Source organism: Roseateles sp. L2-2 (assembly GCF_050613215.1).
Lineage (GTDB): Bacteria > Pseudomonadota > Gammaproteobacteria > Burkholderiales > Burkholderiaceae_C > Roseateles > Roseateles noduli.
The window spans coordinates 479,579-496,569 of the sequence record NZ_CP192509.1 but is presented as its reverse complement, the minus strand read 5'-3'; the positions used below and the strand labels follow the sequence as shown (position 1 = coordinate 496,569).

At 58.1% G+C, this 16,991-nt stretch carries 14 protein-coding genes; 6 read left to right on the top strand and 8 right to left on the bottom strand.

Translation table 11 applies throughout. From position 1 onward, the window contains the following. The first annotated feature begins 475 nt into the window (after window positions 1–475). Together ACQZ13_RS02280 and ACQZ13_RS02275 are read left to right on the top strand one after the other, a co-directional pair. On the top strand, window positions 476–748 hold the full coding sequence (locus ACQZ13_RS02280; protein WP_431049677.1) for a hypothetical protein: 273 nt from the start codon (window positions 476–478) through the stop codon (window positions 746–748). A gap of 400 nt (window positions 749–1,148) precedes the next feature. Continuing rightward, window positions 1,149–1,349, top strand: coding sequence for a hypothetical protein (locus ACQZ13_RS02275; RefSeq protein ID WP_431049676.1), 201 nt, complete (start codon window positions 1,149–1,151; stop codon window positions 1,347–1,349). A 483-nt stretch (window positions 1,350–1,832) separates the two neighbouring features. Here ACQZ13_RS02275 and ACQZ13_RS02270 read toward each other — a convergent pair whose 3' ends face one another. From ACQZ13_RS02270 to ACQZ13_RS02260, 3 genes are all read right to left on the bottom strand, one after another. Further along, window positions 1,833–3,083 carry a hypothetical protein gene (locus ACQZ13_RS02270; RefSeq protein WP_431049675.1) on the bottom strand — a complete coding sequence of 417 codons (1,251 nt, stop codon included), beginning with the start codon at window positions 3,081–3,083 and terminating at the stop codon, window positions 1,833–1,835. A 72-nt stretch (window positions 3,084–3,155) separates the two neighbouring features. Continuing rightward, window positions 3,156–4,217 (bottom strand): hypothetical protein, encoded by a 1,062-nt coding sequence (locus ACQZ13_RS02265; protein ID WP_431049674.1) that lies wholly within the window; start codon window positions 4,215–4,217, stop codon window positions 3,156–3,158. Continuing rightward, window positions 4,214–4,786 carry a hypothetical protein gene (locus ACQZ13_RS02260; protein WP_431049673.1) on the bottom strand — a complete coding sequence of 191 codons (573 nt, stop codon included), beginning with the start codon at window positions 4,784–4,786 and terminating at the stop codon, window positions 4,214–4,216. The genes ACQZ13_RS02265 and ACQZ13_RS02260 overlap by 4 nt, the downstream gene beginning before the upstream one ends. A 236-nt stretch (window positions 4,787–5,022) precedes the next feature. Here ACQZ13_RS02260 and ACQZ13_RS02255 point away from each other — a divergent pair, with 236 nt between their 5' ends. The 4 genes from ACQZ13_RS02255 to ACQZ13_RS02240 all read left to right on the top strand — a co-directional run bounded on the left by ACQZ13_RS02255 (window position 5,023) and on the right by ACQZ13_RS02240 (window position 9,770). After that, on the top strand, window positions 5,023–6,282 hold the full coding sequence (locus tag ACQZ13_RS02255; RefSeq protein ID WP_431049672.1) for a hypothetical protein: 1,260 nt from the start codon (window positions 5,023–5,025) through the stop codon (window positions 6,280–6,282). Beyond that, complete coding sequence (locus tag ACQZ13_RS02250; RefSeq protein ID WP_431049671.1) at window positions 6,269–6,835, top strand: hypothetical protein; 567 nt, start codon at window positions 6,269–6,271, stop codon at window positions 6,833–6,835. The genes ACQZ13_RS02255 and ACQZ13_RS02250 overlap by 14 nt, the downstream gene beginning before the upstream one ends. Continuing rightward, the gene (locus ACQZ13_RS02245) at window positions 6,823–8,772 is read left to right on the top strand and encodes an AAA family ATPase (RefSeq protein WP_431049670.1); all 1,950 of its coding nucleotides are present in this window, start codon (window positions 6,823–6,825) and stop codon (window positions 8,770–8,772) included. Before ACQZ13_RS02250 ends, ACQZ13_RS02245 begins: the two co-directional genes overlap by 13 nt. A 116-nt stretch (window positions 8,773–8,888) precedes the next feature. Then, complete coding sequence (locus ACQZ13_RS02240) at window positions 8,889–9,770, top strand: hypothetical protein (protein ID WP_431049669.1); 882 nt, start codon at window positions 8,889–8,891, stop codon at window positions 9,768–9,770. Window positions 9,771–9,931: 161 nt separating this feature from the next. Here the strand turns inward: ACQZ13_RS02240 and ACQZ13_RS02235 are convergent, their stop codons facing one another. From ACQZ13_RS02235 to ACQZ13_RS02215, 5 genes are all read right to left on the bottom strand, one after another. After that, window positions 9,932–13,984 (bottom strand): hypothetical protein, encoded by a 4,053-nt coding sequence (locus tag ACQZ13_RS02235; RefSeq protein WP_431049668.1) that lies wholly within the window; start codon window positions 13,982–13,984, stop codon window positions 9,932–9,934. Between the two features lie 229 nt (window positions 13,985–14,213). Continuing rightward, window positions 14,214–15,344, bottom strand: coding sequence for an SH3 domain-containing protein (locus ACQZ13_RS02230; RefSeq protein ID WP_431049667.1), 1,131 nt, complete (start codon window positions 15,342–15,344; stop codon window positions 14,214–14,216). A 220-nt stretch (window positions 15,345–15,564) separates the two neighbouring features. Beyond that, a complete protein-coding gene (locus ACQZ13_RS02225; RefSeq protein ID WP_431049666.1) occupies window positions 15,565–15,771 on the bottom strand; it encodes a hypothetical protein in 207 nt (68 codons plus the stop codon). A gap of 33 nt (window positions 15,772–15,804) precedes the next feature. Beyond that, a complete protein-coding gene (locus tag ACQZ13_RS02220) occupies window positions 15,805–16,404 on the bottom strand; it encodes an HAD domain-containing protein (protein ID WP_431049665.1) in 600 nt (199 codons plus the stop codon). Beyond that, a complete protein-coding gene (locus ACQZ13_RS02215) occupies window positions 16,401–16,916 on the bottom strand; it encodes an HAD domain-containing protein (protein WP_431049664.1) in 516 nt (171 codons plus the stop codon). Before ACQZ13_RS02215 ends, ACQZ13_RS02220 begins: the two co-directional genes overlap by 4 nt. Window positions 16,917–16,991: the final 75 nt, after the last annotated feature.

Here is a 16,991-nt window from a genome sequence, read left to right as displayed (position 1 = left end):
GGGCGTGCCGGAGCTACGGTTTGGTCAAGCCATGGCATCGAGTGCTTCAATGAGCCGACGTACCTCGGGACTGTTCACGGAAGAGGGCGGCGGCGCCTCCCTCGCTTCTGGCGGCATCGGCCAGAGCCATAGGACCTGCACGTAGGCGGTCCGCTGCTTCCGGTTCCAGACCTCTTCGTGGCCACCGATGAGGATGCCGCGGTCTTCAATCCGGAGAACCCTCGCGGAGAACAGTTCGACTATGGGAACTACACCGCCCGTCGTCGGCATGAGAAGGCACACCTGCTTGCCACGGCCGTCCCGTCCCTGGTAGGCGCTGTCTCGCATGCGAAGCAGGCCTGTGAGCGGTACCGCCGCTCGCAGTTCGGCTTCAGAGAGCCGGACGCCCCGCCGCCGAAGTCGAAGTGCCTGAACCAACATGAGCAATACTGTATGCGCATACAGTATAGTTGGTGACCAACTTCAAGGGGCGTGCATGCTTCTCGACTTGAATGACGCATCGACCATCGTTGAATGGTGGGCGGTCTATCCTGAGCGCCATGGGGCGTTGCTTGCAGATTGGTCGCATCGCAGGCCGGAGCACCGCGGGGCCATCATGGAAGCCGGCAGCCGCATCAAGGCTGACCCTTCGAAGCGACTCCTGCTTGAGAACTCGCGGGCCGAACAGAACCTGGAAGTTCACCTGCCGCTGCCGCCCACGCATGATGAGCAGGCCGCTGGTGAGGTCAGCTTGGTAACGGGGCAATGAGTCAGCTCGAGCGTTCGCCGGAGGACCTGCTAGTGGGCGCCGCAGCACAGCTCGAGTTCGAGTTCACGCTCCAGATGGAGCTAGCCGAGCATGACCCACTCCTTGAATCGCTGCTGCAGCGGCTTGATGATGCTGGTTGTTCAGAGTCGCTGGTTGGCGCCGGCGCCATCTGCTCTGTGGAACTTCAGTTCATCACCGCAGCCCGGACAGCCGAGGAAGCCCTGCAGGTGTCGTCAGAGGCTGTTGAGCGAGCGTTCCAAGGTGCGAGAGTCACTCGCATCGTTGCAGCGCCAGATACGCCGGTGGCGACAGTTCCTGCACCAGGTGTAAGGACGACGCTCTAGTCATCGCGCCGTGGGGCCTATCCTTGATGAGAGGGAATACTCGAAGGAGCGCCCGCATGAATGAGTGGGATGCCGACATTGATGTCGAGCTGCTGCCTAATGGCAAATATGGGGCCGTCCTCGTGCTCATCCCGCCGGCGTCGGTCGGCCGACCGATTCGCCGAAGGCTAGAGGGCGAATACGAGCATGAGGAGCTTGCCCGCATCGCGGTCCTCGATGCCATGGTTGCCATGGCGCACGCGCCGCCAGGCCCGTAGCGCGACCCGCGCCCGCCCGGGTGTCCCAAGTCCTCAAACGCACCCGCGCCTACGCGTCCTGGCTCGTTGTCTGCAGCAGGTTCGTTGCCCAAGCATCTGTAGCGTCACGCAAGCGTTGGGACAGCGTCGACAGCAACAGAGTTGCAGCGCGCGTGGTCATGTCCAATCGGCTTTTCTCGCACCGTAGCTTCAGGTCTCCACAGGCCCGGGCTAGGCTCCGCGCAGCATCCGAGATGGATGCTGCGTCGTGCTCAAGAGAGATTGCAAGACGCATCGCTTGGCAAAGCGCATCCACATCTTTACCCAGTTCTCGAATCGAGGCCGTCTTGGACCGCGTCAGCGCCGGCCGTAATCCGGTCGCAAGAGAGTCGACCTCGAGCAAAAGTAGCACTAGCCGCTCGCTTGCGTCAACGCCGACCGCATGGGCTGGGGCATCGGCATTTTGGGGTTGGATGACCGGCGACATATCAAATCTTGGGCAGGCTAGGACGTTGATTGACTTCCGCCGTCTTGGTCGACTCCTGGACGCGCCAACTGCTCCGATTCATCAATGGCGGCGCTGATACCTCGCCCTAGCTCCACTTCCAACAGCGCCTTGTTCACGCGATGGAATCCGCCCATCCAACCACGGGGAACGGGGTCGCCGAACAGGTCGGCAGCCTCCCCGGCCGCTACTGCGGCCTCCTGGTCAGGCGCTGGCGTTGCAGGGAAGAACGGACGGTCCTCCAGGAGAAGCGGCAAGCCTAGGACGTGGGCCACGTCTTCCAGCCGCAGTCGGTAGAGGTTATGCCGGTAGAAGAGGCATTTGAGCGCCAACGCATACACGAACGCACCAGCCAAGAGGTGGTCATGTTGCAGCCAATCCTTCGGCGCCGAATCCCCGGGCTTTCCATGTCCGGTATGGCCGCGCAGCTTATAGAGCCCTGCAAGCCATGCGCGGACGGTGTCCTGCTCAGCGTCAATCTGCAGTCGCTGAAGCACCTCATTCGAGGCCGGATGAGCCAACGCGGCCGAAAGGATGTCGGCCACCTTCGCCTGAAGGTCCGGGAGCTTCTGGGACGCACCCGACAGCCGCTCGAGGGCTGCATAGGTCGCAAGGCTTTCCGCGTCTGAGGGGATGTCTGGTGAGTCGCTGTTCGCGACCAAGAACTGGGCAACAGAGTCGCGCACGCGTTCCTTTAGGTCACCGCGCAGTGTCCCAACGTTCTGAAGCGCATGAAGCAGCCCAATGTCGACTGGCGCATGAGTCCGGTCCACTAGGTGCGGAGGCAGAAAGAACTTCGCCGCCTCGCCGGACATCATGACGTTTATCCAACTGCCCTTGCGCCGATACGCGATGGATGTGCCTCCGGTGTACGGTTCCGTGAAGGACTGGATGATGAGCTGGTAATGGCCTCCGCATGAAGGCCGGTCCAGGATGTTGCTGGTGAAGCGTCGGCTGGCAAGCGAACTGACGGCGAGGTTCTGCGCGAAGGCGAACAGCTCGATGCGGGTCTGCTCATCAAGGTCCGTGCCGATGGGGTGCCCATCAACCTCCACGAGCGTGTGGACGGCAATGCCCGTTGTCGGCGAGACCCTGTACTGAGCAAGGACCTTCGTGATGGCGTTGAGCTCTACGCATCGCAAGACCCCATCGGGCATCTCGTGGCCATGTCCAACCGGGAAGACATGGAACCGCCCCTCGCGCAGCGGCGTACGAAGCTGCATCCACGGGAAGAAGGCAATCATCGGCATGCCGGAACTGTATCGGGCATCCGCAACCGGTGGCCGCACCTGCGGCCCGATGCGGGCCGCGTCGGCCTCGCTTCATTTCGTGCTGCGTGCCCGCCTGACCTTCCAGAGGAAGTAGTAGGGGTCCATAGCAACCTCATCGCGCTTGGCAAGGTAGTCAGCGCCTTGGTTGGCGAGAATACCCACACCACTGGCTGAAGCCAGCGTGAGTAAACCGGACACGAGCTCCGCGCTCCTGAACGCGGAGAAGGCCAAGGCGAAGGTACCCACGGCGGCGCCAGCCACTTTCAAGCCATGCACGCGCCGCAAGGACTTCAACTTCCGGTCAATCTGAGCGACCTTCGGCTGAACTACGTCCGCAACGACTTCGGCGGCCGTCAACGACGATTTCTTGCTCTCGCGAATCGCGGCTCGGATGGCGGCTCGGAAGGCTAGGATGAGGTCTTGCTCCTCTTGGTGCATGCCGTGCAGATGACGCAGCGGAATGCCGGACAGGAACGGCAGCGTGACCTCGAAAAGCGTCTCTACATCCGTGCCGGGCCCCTCTATCTCCATGCGAGGAGGTCGAGCCGCGGCCACACCAGTTGCTTCAGGGTCTGGTTCCCAAACGTCAAGCGGCTGCTTCGCGTCGACACCCATAACATGCCAAGAGTTCGGCGCGGCCTTCTTCGACACTAGTCCGCGGCTCGGTTGGAACATGACGTTGCCGGACTCGATGAATTCTGCGGTCGCCGTCATCAGCGGTCGCTGGGCAGAACTTCCGGAGTAGAGGAAGCAAGGACCCAACATCGGGTTCTCCAAGTCCAGAGCGTTCGCTTCCATCACCTCCCGGCTGACGTTGAAACGCAGCTGCTCTGTTCCGAACATATCGAGGTACCGCTGCGGCTCAGGGAGGGTGACCTTCCAATCGCCAGGGCCGTTGAATCCGACGCTGGTGTAGTCGTTCAAGATGACGGACACACGAAGCAGGTCCTTGAGCCTCGCCACGTCGCCTCCGTAAATCCGCGCGGCTAGCTTGTCCGGTGCCGTGAGCCGGGCGTGTATTTCCCTCGTCGCTTCGATAACCGCCGGGTAGTAGGCGGCAGGCCCAGAACGCGCAGCCTGTGCAAGTCGTTCGTCAACGGCACTCGACGTCATAGGAACTTCATCCCCAAGCCAACCACGGTGAGGAAGGTTCCAGCCGCCCAGATGAGGAACTTGTTCCGGTCGTACCACGCTTCGTATGAAGGGCGCGGTTTCCACATCTCAAGTTCCGCTTGGACGTGGCGGTCCAAGAACGCCTGCACTTGCGCGAGCTCCTTTTCTACCGGGCGTAGTTGGACTTGCGATGGATAGCCGCCACCTCGAAGGCGCTGGTCGACATCGGCCATCTTGGCGAACACCCGGTGGAGCGCCGAAGTCAGCAGGCCTTTTACCTCGACCAGGACTTCGCTTCCATTGACCTCCCGTTCCTTGGCCAACGTCCGCGCCTCTTTCAGCTCCTGTAAGACCAAGTCCTGCAGAAACGGTTCGATGTATCCGCCCCAGAAGACCATTCGGGGAGAGCCGTCGAAATGGACACCACTGTAGGCAATCGTGCGGCCGTCGTGACGCTGAACGGCCAAGCCTTGGTTCATGAAGAGCCAAGGCTCGACTTGCCGGGTAACGATGCGGGTGGTCGCGTCGTCTATCCGCTTCTCAAAGGTCGGATAAAGAGGGGTCGTCATGCAGCGATTACACCTAATGAGGACGTCTCTGAAGAGGTAGCGGCGGCGGGGGCCAGCCAAGAGTTCAACGCCTCCCAACTTGGCCCCGTCGCAACGGTCAGCAAGCCATGCTTGTCGTCACGCCCCCCAACATTGGGGGCCTAACACAGCGTCGATATCTCGTAAGTCTCCCATCTCGCGCGTGTCATGTACATTCGAACAAAGAACGAAGAACATGCAATGAACTGGGAGGAGTTATGGCAGCGGAAGAGTCCGCAATTAGCGTCGAACACATCAGCCGGGAGGCGGGTGACAAGACCAAAGGCTTTCGCTTTCAGAAGCTTCGAGCAGCAATCCGCTTCCTCCAGCGTGTGCAGGAGAATAGGGATGGTCAAGTCTATTGCGCGATGGAGTTACTGGAAGACTCGGTCCTGTATGACGGAAGTAGCGATTCGCCAATCACGGCGGAAGAGAATAAGTACTACGGCTCGCGTATTAGCCTTAACTCAAAAGCCGTAAAGAATACGCTGGTCGCGTTCCTAGACTTGTACTTCTCGTTCATGCGCTCTAACGACGTCAGGCTCGGCATCTATGCTTCGGCCGAGGTCGCTCAAGAACGCATATCTGCCGAACTCAGGAAACAGCTTGGCCTCGACGCCACGCAAAAACATTACGACATCCTAAGCCACCTGAGTTTTGGCATTCAGCTAGACGACGAAGAGACGTTGGTAGCTTTCGGAATCGTGAAGAACGAATATTTTGAACAGTATCCCGACACGAGCAAGGGATACAAAGCACTCGTGGAAGCGATGACCCTCTCGGAATTTTCAAAATTCTTAGAATCAATCGACTGGACCATTACCAACGAGTCAAACGAAAGCCTTGAAGATACAGCCCTCCACCAAATTCGAAGCTGTCGCCTGTTCAACCACCGTCATACCGGACTTGAACGATTCATCCTTTCGGCGCTTCTTGACGAATTAGAGAGACGCTCAGGCGCAAAGAAAAGCATTGACCGCCTTATCAGCACCGATTCTCTCAAAACCATATTTCAGCAAATTCTCCTCTCCCCCGCCCAGGACGAACGCTACGAAGACCCGGTGTGGAAACAATGGGACGAACTAGACACCGAAGATTTCCGTAATCTTGCTGAGAAAATAACAACTGTTTGCCCCGACTTCGACCCCCGGCTTTTGAAGGCTCTCGCGCGCAGTTGCAGCCTAGCTAGAGCTGTGGAGCCAGAAGGCGAGCGCGAGATGAAGAGTCTATTGCGCCGGATTCTAGGAGTATGTGAAGACCATCTGTTGATGAAGCATCCGCCCTCAGCGTCGCTAACCCAACTGCAGATAACAGACATACTCGGCGAACTAACAAAATTGGCAGAAGACCATATCTCCTCTTTGAGAGGTCGGTATCGATACGCTCTTCGTGACGCCCACTCAATCAAGGGTTCAGTGCTCACCCTTTTTGACGACTGCTTCCTAGCATTCGACGAGGCAAAAAGTGTCGAACCATAACGAACCAACATCATCTGAGGGGCGCCCAGGTCCGCACAAGAGTAAGCGCCCCTTATTCTTCATCTCGGGTGAGGACTTCTACTTCGTCGCGTACTCCATTCTTCTAGTACTTGAATACCTCGGCGGCACCGCGCGGCGCGTGAAGGACCACCGCAAGATTGCATATTTGATTCAGTTTCTTGGCGACCCTCGGCTAATCGACCTCTTGGAACGGACCAATGGGGCGAAAGTGGCCAATCCTGTTGACCGCGAACTTCTATTCTCAAGCTATGCGAATGCAGAACTGCATAAGCGGGAAGTATTCAAAATCATCTTCTCGATGGAGCGCCGGGGGTTTCTAAAGATGCAGCGAACAGATAACGCGCAAATCTTGGATATTTCCCTCACCAATAATCAGATTCCACAGAGCTTCTTCAGCAACGACGCATTTTCCGAAGAGAAGGCTAACGCTGAAAGACTCAAGAAACTGCTGCCACGGTTATCCATGTTGACGTTCGACACACTCTTGGAACGCCTTTACCAAGATAGAGGGGTACGCGTATGGGCTTCCTGAGCATCCGAAAGGTTGAATACATCGGCGACCGATATTACTTTGAGTCTCCGACGTTTGCAGACGGCATATCGATTATTGAGGGCCCCAACGGGACGGGGAAGTCGACATTTTTCAATCTTATCTATTACGGACTCGGCGGAAGAGTCGAGGAATTTGACCCAGCTTCGACCGAGGTTCACAAAGAAGTCGTGAACGACTCGAACAATCTGGTTCGACTAGTAATCGGCATTGGAGGTCAAACATTTACCCTTAGCCGGCGCTTAGGTGATAATTCCATTACAGTTATTAAGTCAACTCAAGAAGTAGATGGGGTCTCAGAAGAACTGCAGGCACAGACTTTCCCCATCTTCCGTCGCGAAGAGGCTGCAACTTTCTCCGACTGGCTGCTTGCTGCTCTGAACATTCCGGTAGTGGACATCTTTCAGGGAGGTAAGCAGTTCAAACTAAACTTCACTGACCTCGCACGCCTTGTCTATCACAACCAGAGCCCGGACCCCAACGGAATCTATAAACCCGCGGATACCGCAAGCTTCGTCTCTGATTCACTAGAAATTCGTCGGGCTATCTTTCAAATTCTTGTCGGCAAGACTCTGATGGAACTATATGCCGCTATTGGCGTGCAAAAGAATGCCGAGCGAGACCATTTGGCCGCAAGGGCGGTTCATCAAGAATACAAAGACATAGTTGACCATTTACTCCGCGCCAGCGGTGCGAAAGAAATATCAAACTCCAAAGCATTGACCGAGCGTATTGCGGAGCTGGAAAACCAAATCTCATCATTACTTGATACTCGCAAAGCATTCTCACGTGGACACCTCGGAAACGAGCAAGCTCAACAAACACTCGCGGCGGAACTGCAGCAGGTTCGCGAGCTGGAGGTGCAGCGACGAGATATCGATGAGCAACGAGAGCAGTTGTTTAACGAAGCGGGCCGGCTTGTTGATGTCGAACGAGCGCTAGAGGCTGACATTCAGAGAATCAATAAAGTCATCTACGCTCATGGCCAGCTCAACCTATTCTCACGCGACACCTGCCCCTACTGCCTGAACGATGTTTCCCGGACTCCAGGGCATTGTGTTTGCGGCCATGCCGTAGAAGAGTTGGACTATCAAAGATTCTTTTATAGTCCCGCGGAGTACCTAGAAATTCTGAAGGGCAAAACAAAAGCTTTGGGGACGCTCCGCCTGGCAATTCGTGGAGTCCGAGACGAACACGCACATTGGAACCAGGAGCGTGAAGGTATCCTCCGCAAAATTTCCGACAGGCGGGAAAGAATTTCAGACGCGGGAGCCGGCCCTGAGCGCGTTGAGGCGGCACTTGAAGAACTCGACGACAGGCTTCTGGAGGTGCGGGAACAACTCGCCAAGTGCCAAGAAGCTCTTCGATTGGAGAATAAACTTGGCACGTTACTGAACCGCGTTAGCGATAAGAAGAAAGCGCTCGATATCGCGAAGCTGGAGGTTCAGCGCCTAGACAGCGCCTCAAAGGTCGAATTGCAGAATCAGATTTCCCAGTTCGACCGCGTGTACAACAATTTCATGACCTCAGCAGTTGCTGACTGCAGAAGTGCCGTCATCGACACGCAAACCTATCTGCCAATCATCAATGAGGGGCAATACCGCGAGCATAGTGCCAAGGTGCCAAAGCGCTTCCTTTACTACCTTGCCCTGCTGCAGCTCGCATTATTGTCGGACATTCCCTTCCCCCGCCTGCTCTTAGTTGACACGCCCGAGACGGCGGGCATCGACCTTGAGGCCTTGGTAAAAGTGCTGCGGCAGATTAATGAACTCGAAAACCCATTGGATAAGCCCTTCCAAATCATCTTCTCTACCGGTGTCGGCAAGTTCCCCCCTGAGTTCGCTTCGAATGTAGTTCTCAGGCTGTCCAAGGACGAGCGTCTCCTGATTGCGAAAGACTTAAGTACTCCTTCTTCTTGATACTTCTCCATGAGGAACGAAAAGAGTCGTTTTCGATTCGATTTAAGCACCAAGCGCATCAATTAAAGGGGCGAGCCCCTGCCCGCATTTGAATCGCCAGTCTGGGAGTGAACCATATGAAATGTTACAAGGGGGCTGTTCTTTTCATCGACATGCTCGGATTCAGCGCACTCACGAGAGGGCGGGTTAAGCTCACTAGCGAAGCCTGCGAGCCTTGGGAAGTGGACTTCGCCAAGCCTTCACCTCATCAGATACTCGCGGCCCGGCTTCTAATGAAACTTCGAGCCGTTCTGATTGAGGCCGGGAAGACCTTCCCGGCGGTAAAGATTGCCCAGCTCTCCGACTGTGCGTTCCTATGGAGTGAGGACGTCGGAGCAGTGACGGACTGCGGCCGGTTGTTGCTGGAGGAGTCAGTAGCTCAAGGCCTATTGGTGAGGGGCGGCTTAGCATACGGAGACATTGTGGAGCCCGACAGGACCCGAAAGTCGCTCGGGGCATTCGTGGCGGGCGATGCGGTGACTCGAGCAGCCACGTATGAGACGGCTGGCAAAGGTATGCGCGTGTTCACCGACGTGGAAACTGCGGCGGAGGTTATGGAAGCGAGAAGCGGTGAATGCTTCAGGGAGCTCCGCAATCCGCTTGATGGGAAGTCTGTCGACGAGTGGTGTTGGTACCTCCCGAACAGAAAACTGGACGACGAAAGAAGGGCTGCCGTTGTGAGGGACTCCCTAGGGGGCGCAGCTCTTCGCCTCGCCATGCTTTGGCGTTCGCCCAAATACGAGTGGAACGCGAGCTCAGACGAAGGGAGAGCCCAACTAGCACTAGCTGCGGAAGCCGTGTCCGAAGCACTGTTCCAGTTGGCGAAACAGGACAACAACTACAAATTCAAGGCGGCTCAGTTCGAGCAACAGAGCAAGCGCTCAGACAAGGCGGTCACCAGGCTCACTGACGAATATCAACGCGAGTTGTTGAGGCTGTATCCCCGGGCCAACAAGTAGCGGTTCGCATCGCCCAAGCCCAAGCCGAGCAGGGACAGACTACTTCGCTCCAATGCGCCGCGCCACCTTCTGAGCGTCGAGCATCTTGAATTCAGCGCTCGGGCAGACTGCTTCGAAGAAGGCTTCAGCAGAACGCGACCTTGCACCGGACGAGCTGGCTTTTAGCGCTCGAATGGCTCTTCTGCAGGCGCCTTGGGTTCAACCCGAGTTCCGAGCCAGCGGAGCACCAGTTCCACAGCGTCCGGCGGCCCCAAGTCGTCCAACGCCGAACGCGCAATTACGGCCGGCTCTGGTAGGAAGAGCTGGAGACAGGAATGCTGTGCAGGCAGCAGTGAGCAGACGGCCTCGCGCAGGGCTGCGCGCTTACCCGTTGCCAGAGCAAGAAGGACCAGAAAAACACGGCGGCGCGGCGATGACCCCAAGGAAACTGCCAACTCTTCAACCGCTTCCGAAGTCCCGTGTACTCCCACTAGAAGCACGAGAGCACTTGCGATGTGCAAAGGCTGAGCCGCGATAAAGGGAGGCGTCAATCCGACGACGAGCGCTGGACTAAAGCGCTGATGGAACTCGACGCATAGCTTTGCCGTCGCTGCCCCGAGCCCTTGCGGAGTACGTTCGCTGACGAGGGCAAGAACCGCGGCTAAATCCTCATCCCGCCCCCACTCGAGGTTGAGCTTCAGCAACCTACTTCTTAGGTCATAGTCCTCCGTCGACTTCGCAATCTCCAGAAGTTCCTTCGTTCGACCGGCGACAGCCGCACCTAGCTGCGCAAGGAGCCTAGCTGCTCGACGCGCGTAGGGATAGTAGAAGTCGTTGTTTGGGTCGACCTCCTCCCATTTATCGCCTGCCAGCGCGACAAGGTCATCGAGATAGCGCGGCTCTATACGGCTCTCGATTGCATCGAGAAGCGCCGACTTCACGAACCGACTCCGACTCGACCTTAGCGCTAATACGCCGGCAGACAGCTCGTCGCTGTCGCGGCTCGCAATAGCCTTTATTGCAGTCGCTTGGGCTTTGGAGTACGGATGCGACAACGCTTCTTCAACCACTACCCACTCGCCTGCTCGGGCTGCAAGCTCGACGCATCTGGTCACCTGCGCGTTTGACGAAGCGAATTCGAGCGCGTTACGGAAGTCGGCCGCACTGCTGCACCCATTCTGCGTCGCGGTCTCAAGCCTCCAAAGTCGCCCTTGCTCTGAGCCGAGGCGCAAGGTTCGCAGCAACTCCCGAGCTTCCTCGGAGAGTGTTCGTCCTGGTCCGGGCGGAGCAACGACCGCGCGAAGGAGTTCGGCCACAACAGCCTCGAATCCAGATAGCCACTGGCTCAGCAAAGCTCCGTCCAGCTCGCGCACCCGCTCCTTATCCTCCCAGTCCTCGTCAGAGTCGAACGAACGCCTAGCGTGGGGATGTTCTGGGTGACCCAGCACTTCATCGAGGGCAACCACGACCTCCACCAATTGGTTGTCGTTTCCTTCTTCCGTCAAACGCACCTTCAATCGTTCAAACAGATGTGGCGCGGCCTTTACCAAGCAACTAGCTGCGCTATGAAACAGCCGAACATCTTCGGGCGGCGAGTACAGCCGATGCAGCAAAGCGGTGTCGGCGGACGCATACCAAGCGCCACTCGCCATTTCCCAGAACGCTGATTCATGCGTCGTGTTAAGCGTTCGCTCCAAGAGAAAGTGGAACTCCTCCTCTCCAGGGTAGAGCAGACTTCCAGCTTTGATGCCGCTGGCGGACCTGAGCCACCAGTTGAGAACCTGCAGCGCATACGGCTTCTTGGCCAGCTCCCTCCAATCGCGATGGCTGCGCCATTCGCTTACGAACTGGTCTAGCCAAGCGGACAGCCCGTACCAGCTCTCTCCGGCAAATTGGTCGTGATACTCCTCATACTGTTCGTTGTAGAAGCCATTGCGAATCCCTTCTTGGTCGCCCCACTCTTTGAAGGACTGCGCTTCGGCTACAGCAACATGAACTACCTGCTCCGCGAGGTCCAGGTCCTTGACTGCTTCGGCAAACACATCACCTGACCCGTCGGTGTAGTCGCCGCCCTTAACGCAGGCGATGGCTGCGTTGATATAGGCGTTCGGTGTTGGGCCCGCCAAGTCCTGGAGGACTTTCGTCAACCCATCTCTGAAGGGCCCTCGGTCAACTGGGAGCACTTCTTCGATGTAGCGCTCGACAATTCGAGCCGTGGAGGGATGTTCTCGAAGAAGCGCGGCCTCCGACGGCTCCAGCGCGATTGGCGCTCTTGGCTTCTCAAACGGGTTGTACGTAGTCCGCTCCAACAAAAGCCGCGAAAGGTGCGATAGAACCGTATCCGGGGAACCAGCATCCACCATCAACTTGAGAGCCTCCGTCAGGTCGCCGTTTGCTGAAATCAGCTGACGTTCAAGTAGAGCATCGACGTTCGCTTGCACAGCGACAGGCAGACTGAATCTGAGCTTGTCCAAACGCCGAGCGGCCACTGCAAGTCGCGCTGCCGCAGACTCCCCCCAGGCCGCGCCCAGCTCTGGGTGGCTCGTGGCCATCAAGGCTTGCAAGAGGTCTACCAGCACCCCCTTGGCCGGCCGAGGGTTCTTCAGGACTACCTTCTGCAAACCAGACTCGACGCTCGGGTGATGGAAGTCCAGGACGTTCTCGACTTGCCTCAGTCGATGTCCTGCGGCAAGGAACGAAACAACATCCTCAACCTTCTCGTAGGCCTCGTCGCGCAACTCGCAAAGCGAGTCAACCACAGTACCCAGCTCTTCATACGTCAACGCCTTAAAGGCAATAAAGATGCCCCATACACAAATGGCTTCACGCACCTCATTACGCTGCTCCATCTGGCTGGCAATGAGCTCTTCAATCCGCTGTCGTTGGGAGGCCTTGATGGCGCCCTCCACGTGCTCTTTGTTCACTGAGCCTCGGGGGCTCGGTCTCACCTTGCGCAACTCATCGAAGAAGACCTGCATCTCAAACGGAGTTGTTAGCTTTTCAAGCGGGAGGTATTGGTAGGTGTGAGCGATTTCCTGAACGTCCCTCGGGAGCGTAGATAAGCGCCGTTGGTACATGTCGTCCCATTGGCCCTCCGAATATTGCTGCCGCTCGAGAGCAACCTGCCACTCACCTACAACCTGCGAAGCTCCTGCGGCGTACATGACATCGTCTCTACTGGTGACGATGAACTTGAGGTTCTCCCGCGCAGCGCGCAGCATGTGCGGCAGGTCTTCGTTCCAGGCTGCGGTGTGAGCCTCGAAGCCGTTCTTTCCCCAAGGGTCGTCTACGACGTAAAGCGTAGGAGCGCTCCGATGTAGGTCCACCTCATGAGCCTCGCGGACACGCCTCACCTCTAGAGCATCGCCCGCTACCCTTAGCTCCGCTTCAAGCGCGCGACTCGTGATGGACTTGCCCGTACCTGAAGGACCATGCAGAACAACGGCGTGCTGCACCTTAAGACGAGTAATCAATTGCGCCCAGTTGCTTGGGCGAACGTAGAGGTCAAGCTCGGCCGAGGGAGCAAGATACCCCTCGTGGCGATGTATGACCTCCTCGACTTCCTCCCGCGACCATCCTCTACCAATTGGCCTGGCCATGCGAGCCAGCACCTCATCGTTGAGTTCGTTGAAGCAAGCTTTCCAACGCGACCAAGGCACCTTACAAGTCTCGGTTAACAGGCGCTGGATAAAGGCGTCTAGCTTCTCCTCATCCATCATCTCGCGGATGGCGACTCGCCCGGAGACCGCCCTGTCGGGGTGACCTTGCAAAAGTCCCTTCGCGACCTCCGCACTGCCCGGCAGGCCGTCAAGTCGCCGCACAACGTTGCCCTTCGCCTCACCATTCACGGCGGCGTTCGTTATGAGCAGGTAGCTGACCGATGCGTCCTCAAGCAGCTTTGAGGCTGATGCGCGGTCCTTGCCATTTCGCAGCAGGGTGTTGAGCGAGGAGACGTTCCAGACTGTGGTGCTTCGCCACTTAATCTGAACCTGTAGAGTGCGAGATGCGACCTTGACCTTGCCACCCACCGCAGCCGGGGAGTCCTCATCTCCGAGGTCCGCACGGATATCCTCGTGGTTCGCTGGCTCAAGCTCAATGCTGTCCGTAGAACGAGTACGCAGCAGCAAATCCAGCGCTACCCAAACCGACACCTTCGCTTGGTAGAAATAGCCTACGAGCGAGGCACTTCCACCCGCCTCTGGCACATCCCGCCCAGCCCCATCTTCCGCAATCATGCCGTCTCCCCGTGGCGGATTACTGATGGCCGAGCTCGTGGTCGACCAATTTCGCCGTGGCTAATTCTTGCACCGGTGGTCCCAATGACCCGCCCGACTGCGAGGTGTGGGACTATCGATTTTGATTTGCCAACGATGCGCGGGTCATAGCCAGTTTCGCCTTCCGAGTGCGAGGCGGAGGGGCCTGTTGGACGTCGGCCGTAGACTGGGCCGCGCCTGGACAACGCGGCTACTTGAAGCGCTCGAGGTACCGCGAGAACACCCACCCTTGAAGTTCTGCTTTGCCGTCCTCGCTCTTCCAAACAATCAGCGTGAAGTCACGCTCCTTCTCAACCACGCGCACGACCTGGCCGAACCGAAGCTGACCGACGACGGCACCTCGGGCGCGTGCGCTCGCCATCACCTGCAGGCGCTTTGCGCCGACGAACCGCAGCTCCTTGAGCAGACGTACGTCTGACACGGCTTGTCGAGCCACAACTTGCACGCCCTTCTTGTTCTCGGGCTTCGTTGCCTCCAGCGCTTGTTTGAGATGAAAGTCCGCAACCGGCGCAAGTACGAGGTTGAACGCCATCAGAAGAATGGGAAGGAGAACGCCGACAAGGTACAGCTGGAGCCTAGGCTGCTGGTTCCGGTCGATAGCAGCAAGAATCTGATTCAAGGCATCTTGGAGAGTCGGCTGCGCTTCGACACTTGCCGTCAGTTCATGAACCGCTGCATCTTCGGTTTCTCGCTTCGCCTGGTCATCAGACGAGCCTTGTCCCTCCTCCAGCTTCTCGCTTAGACCTGCCACGCTCGGCGCGCGCACGAACATATCGAGTATCTGCCGAGCAGACGACCAATCGAGGGGCTCGCGAAACTGGCTGAGACTTCGCAGCAGGTCCTCATGCGAGGTGCTCCAGCGCGAAGCTTGCTCGGCGAACTGCTTGTGCACGGATTGACCGGCCAGCTCTCGAAGGAAACTCTGAGAGGTCCAGCCTCCCATCAACTGCTCCGTATCCAGCCCGGTAGCGGTCTTGAGGAACGAGGCCCGCACGTCGTCGGGGCGTCCCATGCCGCCGATGCTTTCCATCAGAGACTTCATCTGGCGACGGAAGGTTTCTCCAACGGCATCTTCGGAGAGTTTCCGGACGTTCATCCCGAAGTCTGCGCGCCAGTCGTGGACCAGCGTCTTCCGAATCTCTCGGAAGGGGTCGGAGTTCGCGACTTGCCTCATCATTTCTTCAGACCGAGTTGTCATCCCCCTCATCGCCTTGAGTAACTCTCCCTCGAACGCCGGCGGCTTTATCGCAGCCGCCGCCGCTCGGGCTCGCGCCGCCTCGAAGCTGGAGGATGTCATCTTGAGGATGGGCTGGTCTGTCATGAAAGCATTCTCCCCTCGGCCAGCGGTTCTGCGCGCTTGCGTTTTCCTTGAGGAGATGTCGACCGGCTGCCAACGAGGGAAGGTCAGCGGCGTCGAGGTGCATCGCGTCGAGCAGCCAAGCAGTGACATCGGCGACGACTTTCCACAAGGTTGCTCGACATGCCGCGCAAATCGACCATCTCAGCGCGAGGGTAGACGCGCCTGATGTCCTCCGCGACCTTCACGGACATTCGGTCTCTCGGGCTCGAACATCGGCTTCATCCTGCATGCGCCGTCGAAGGTCTTCGGGGATGAAGTGGCCGGCACTGACGCTCTGTCGGTTCTGTCGCACAGCTTCGTCGATAAGCTCACGCTGGTGCGCGTCCGGCACGAATCCGGAATCGTGCGCGTCGCCTGTCAGCTTGGTGTGGTCATCGGCTGATGTCACGAATGGTCTCCCTGAGGCGCTTCCCACGATGGCTCATCGCAGTCTGGGCGGCGGGTTCCAAACGCTCCGCGGACCGAAGGGCGTTCGAAATGCAGCGCGCGCAGCGTCTAGCAAGCCGTTGTGGAAACCCACGCCCTCCTGGCAGAGCAACACGTGACCCTGTCGCATCCAGGGCGTTTCCCTGAGTGTGGCGCCCGAGCAGTCGTCATCGAGGATGAGGACGTCTTCGCCCCGATAGTGCTTGGCGAGCCAACGCTGAATCGAGGCTCCTCGTCCAAGGCCGTAGATTTCTGGCGCTTCCCACACCGGATGAAGGTCATCAGCGCCGACATGGACGCCGCCATGCTCGAAGAGGGACAGAAAGCCATTCCTCTCTAGAAGCCGCAACCACGATGTCGTAAGGACCACCCGAGGACGGAATTCGGACAGCAGCTGGTTCAGGGCGGCAACGGCCCCACGTGCAAACAGACGCTCATGGAAATCCGGTGGCACCCTGGTGGGCTGATTGACCGCTCGTGCCGCATCGCGCCCGGTGTAATGCGTATTGAGCGCGATGACGTCATCCAAGTCCAAGAACAGGAGTGATGAGGAAGGCGTCTCTGGCGTAGCCCTGCCATCAGCTACTGAGCTCATCTCGTTGCCTCCAGAACCTTCTTGAGCCGCTTGATGATGCCGGGGTCGGACAAGCCCATTGCTGGGTCGCACTTCACCAGGCGCGAGCGCATGTACTTGTCGTGTTGCCAGCCGTCATCGTCATCGTCCAAGGCGGCCCACCATCGCAGTCCATGCTCCTTAACGTAAGTGCGGACCACGCCGCAGCTCGAGTTGAGCTTCCTCGATTCGTAGAGCGTGAGCCAGACGATGGTGTCGCCCGTCTTGCCAACAATCCGCTCCTGGAGCCAGGAAGGAGCCATTGCCTTCACCTTCTCGAAGCCCAAGACCATGGTCGCTGAGGTGCGGAGAACCACGTCAGCGTCCAGTTCGTCTGCCAGAGGCCGCAGAGCATGTACCCACTCGAAGGGCTTCGGCACCTCTGGCCCGGACACACCCATCGGCAGGAGGTAAGCCATTTCCGCTCGATGTGCGACGCCGTCAAGGTTCAGGAAGATGGTGGGACGTTCGCTTGCACTCATGACCTCGTCCATCAATCACCGGCTCGTCAAGTCTTCGCCCGATAGATGGACCGGGACCTCTTGAGCTGAAAGACATCGAGCGAGTTT

Coding starts and splice junctions, on each gene's coding strand:
- ACQZ13_RS02280 (WP_431049677.1), top strand. CDS start 476: ATGCTTCTCGACTTGAATGACGCATCGACCATCGTTGAATGGTGGGCG.
- ACQZ13_RS02275 (WP_431049676.1), top strand. CDS start 1,149: ATGAATGAGTGGGATGCCGACATTGATGTCGAGCTGCTGCCTAATGGC.
- ACQZ13_RS02270 (WP_431049675.1), bottom strand. CDS start 3,083: ATGCCGATGATTGCCTTCTTCCCGTGGATGCAGCTTCGTACGCCGCTG.
- ACQZ13_RS02265 (WP_431049674.1), bottom strand. CDS start 4,217: ATGACGTCGAGTGCCGTTGACGAACGACTTGCACAGGCTGCGCGTTCT.
- ACQZ13_RS02260 (WP_431049673.1), bottom strand. CDS start 4,786: ATGACGACCCCTCTTTATCCGACCTTTGAGAAGCGGATAGACGACGCG.
- ACQZ13_RS02255 (WP_431049672.1), top strand. CDS start 5,023: ATGGCAGCGGAAGAGTCCGCAATTAGCGTCGAACACATCAGCCGGGAG.
- ACQZ13_RS02245 (WP_431049670.1), top strand. CDS start 6,823: ATGGGCTTCCTGAGCATCCGAAAGGTTGAATACATCGGCGACCGATAT.
- ACQZ13_RS02240 (WP_431049669.1), top strand. CDS start 8,889: ATGAAATGTTACAAGGGGGCTGTTCTTTTCATCGACATGCTCGGATTC.
- ACQZ13_RS02235 (WP_431049668.1), bottom strand. CDS start 13,984: ATGATTGCGGAAGATGGGGCTGGGCGGGATGTGCCAGAGGCGGGTGGA.
- ACQZ13_RS02230 (WP_431049667.1), bottom strand. CDS start 15,344: ATGACAGACCAGCCCATCCTCAAGATGACATCCTCCAGCTTCGAGGCG.
- ACQZ13_RS02220 (WP_431049665.1), bottom strand. CDS start 16,404: ATGAGCTCAGTAGCTGATGGCAGGGCTACGCCAGAGACGCCTTCCTCA.
- ACQZ13_RS02215 (WP_431049664.1), bottom strand. CDS start 16,916: ATGGACGAGGTCATGAGTGCAAGCGAACGTCCCACCATCTTCCTGAAC.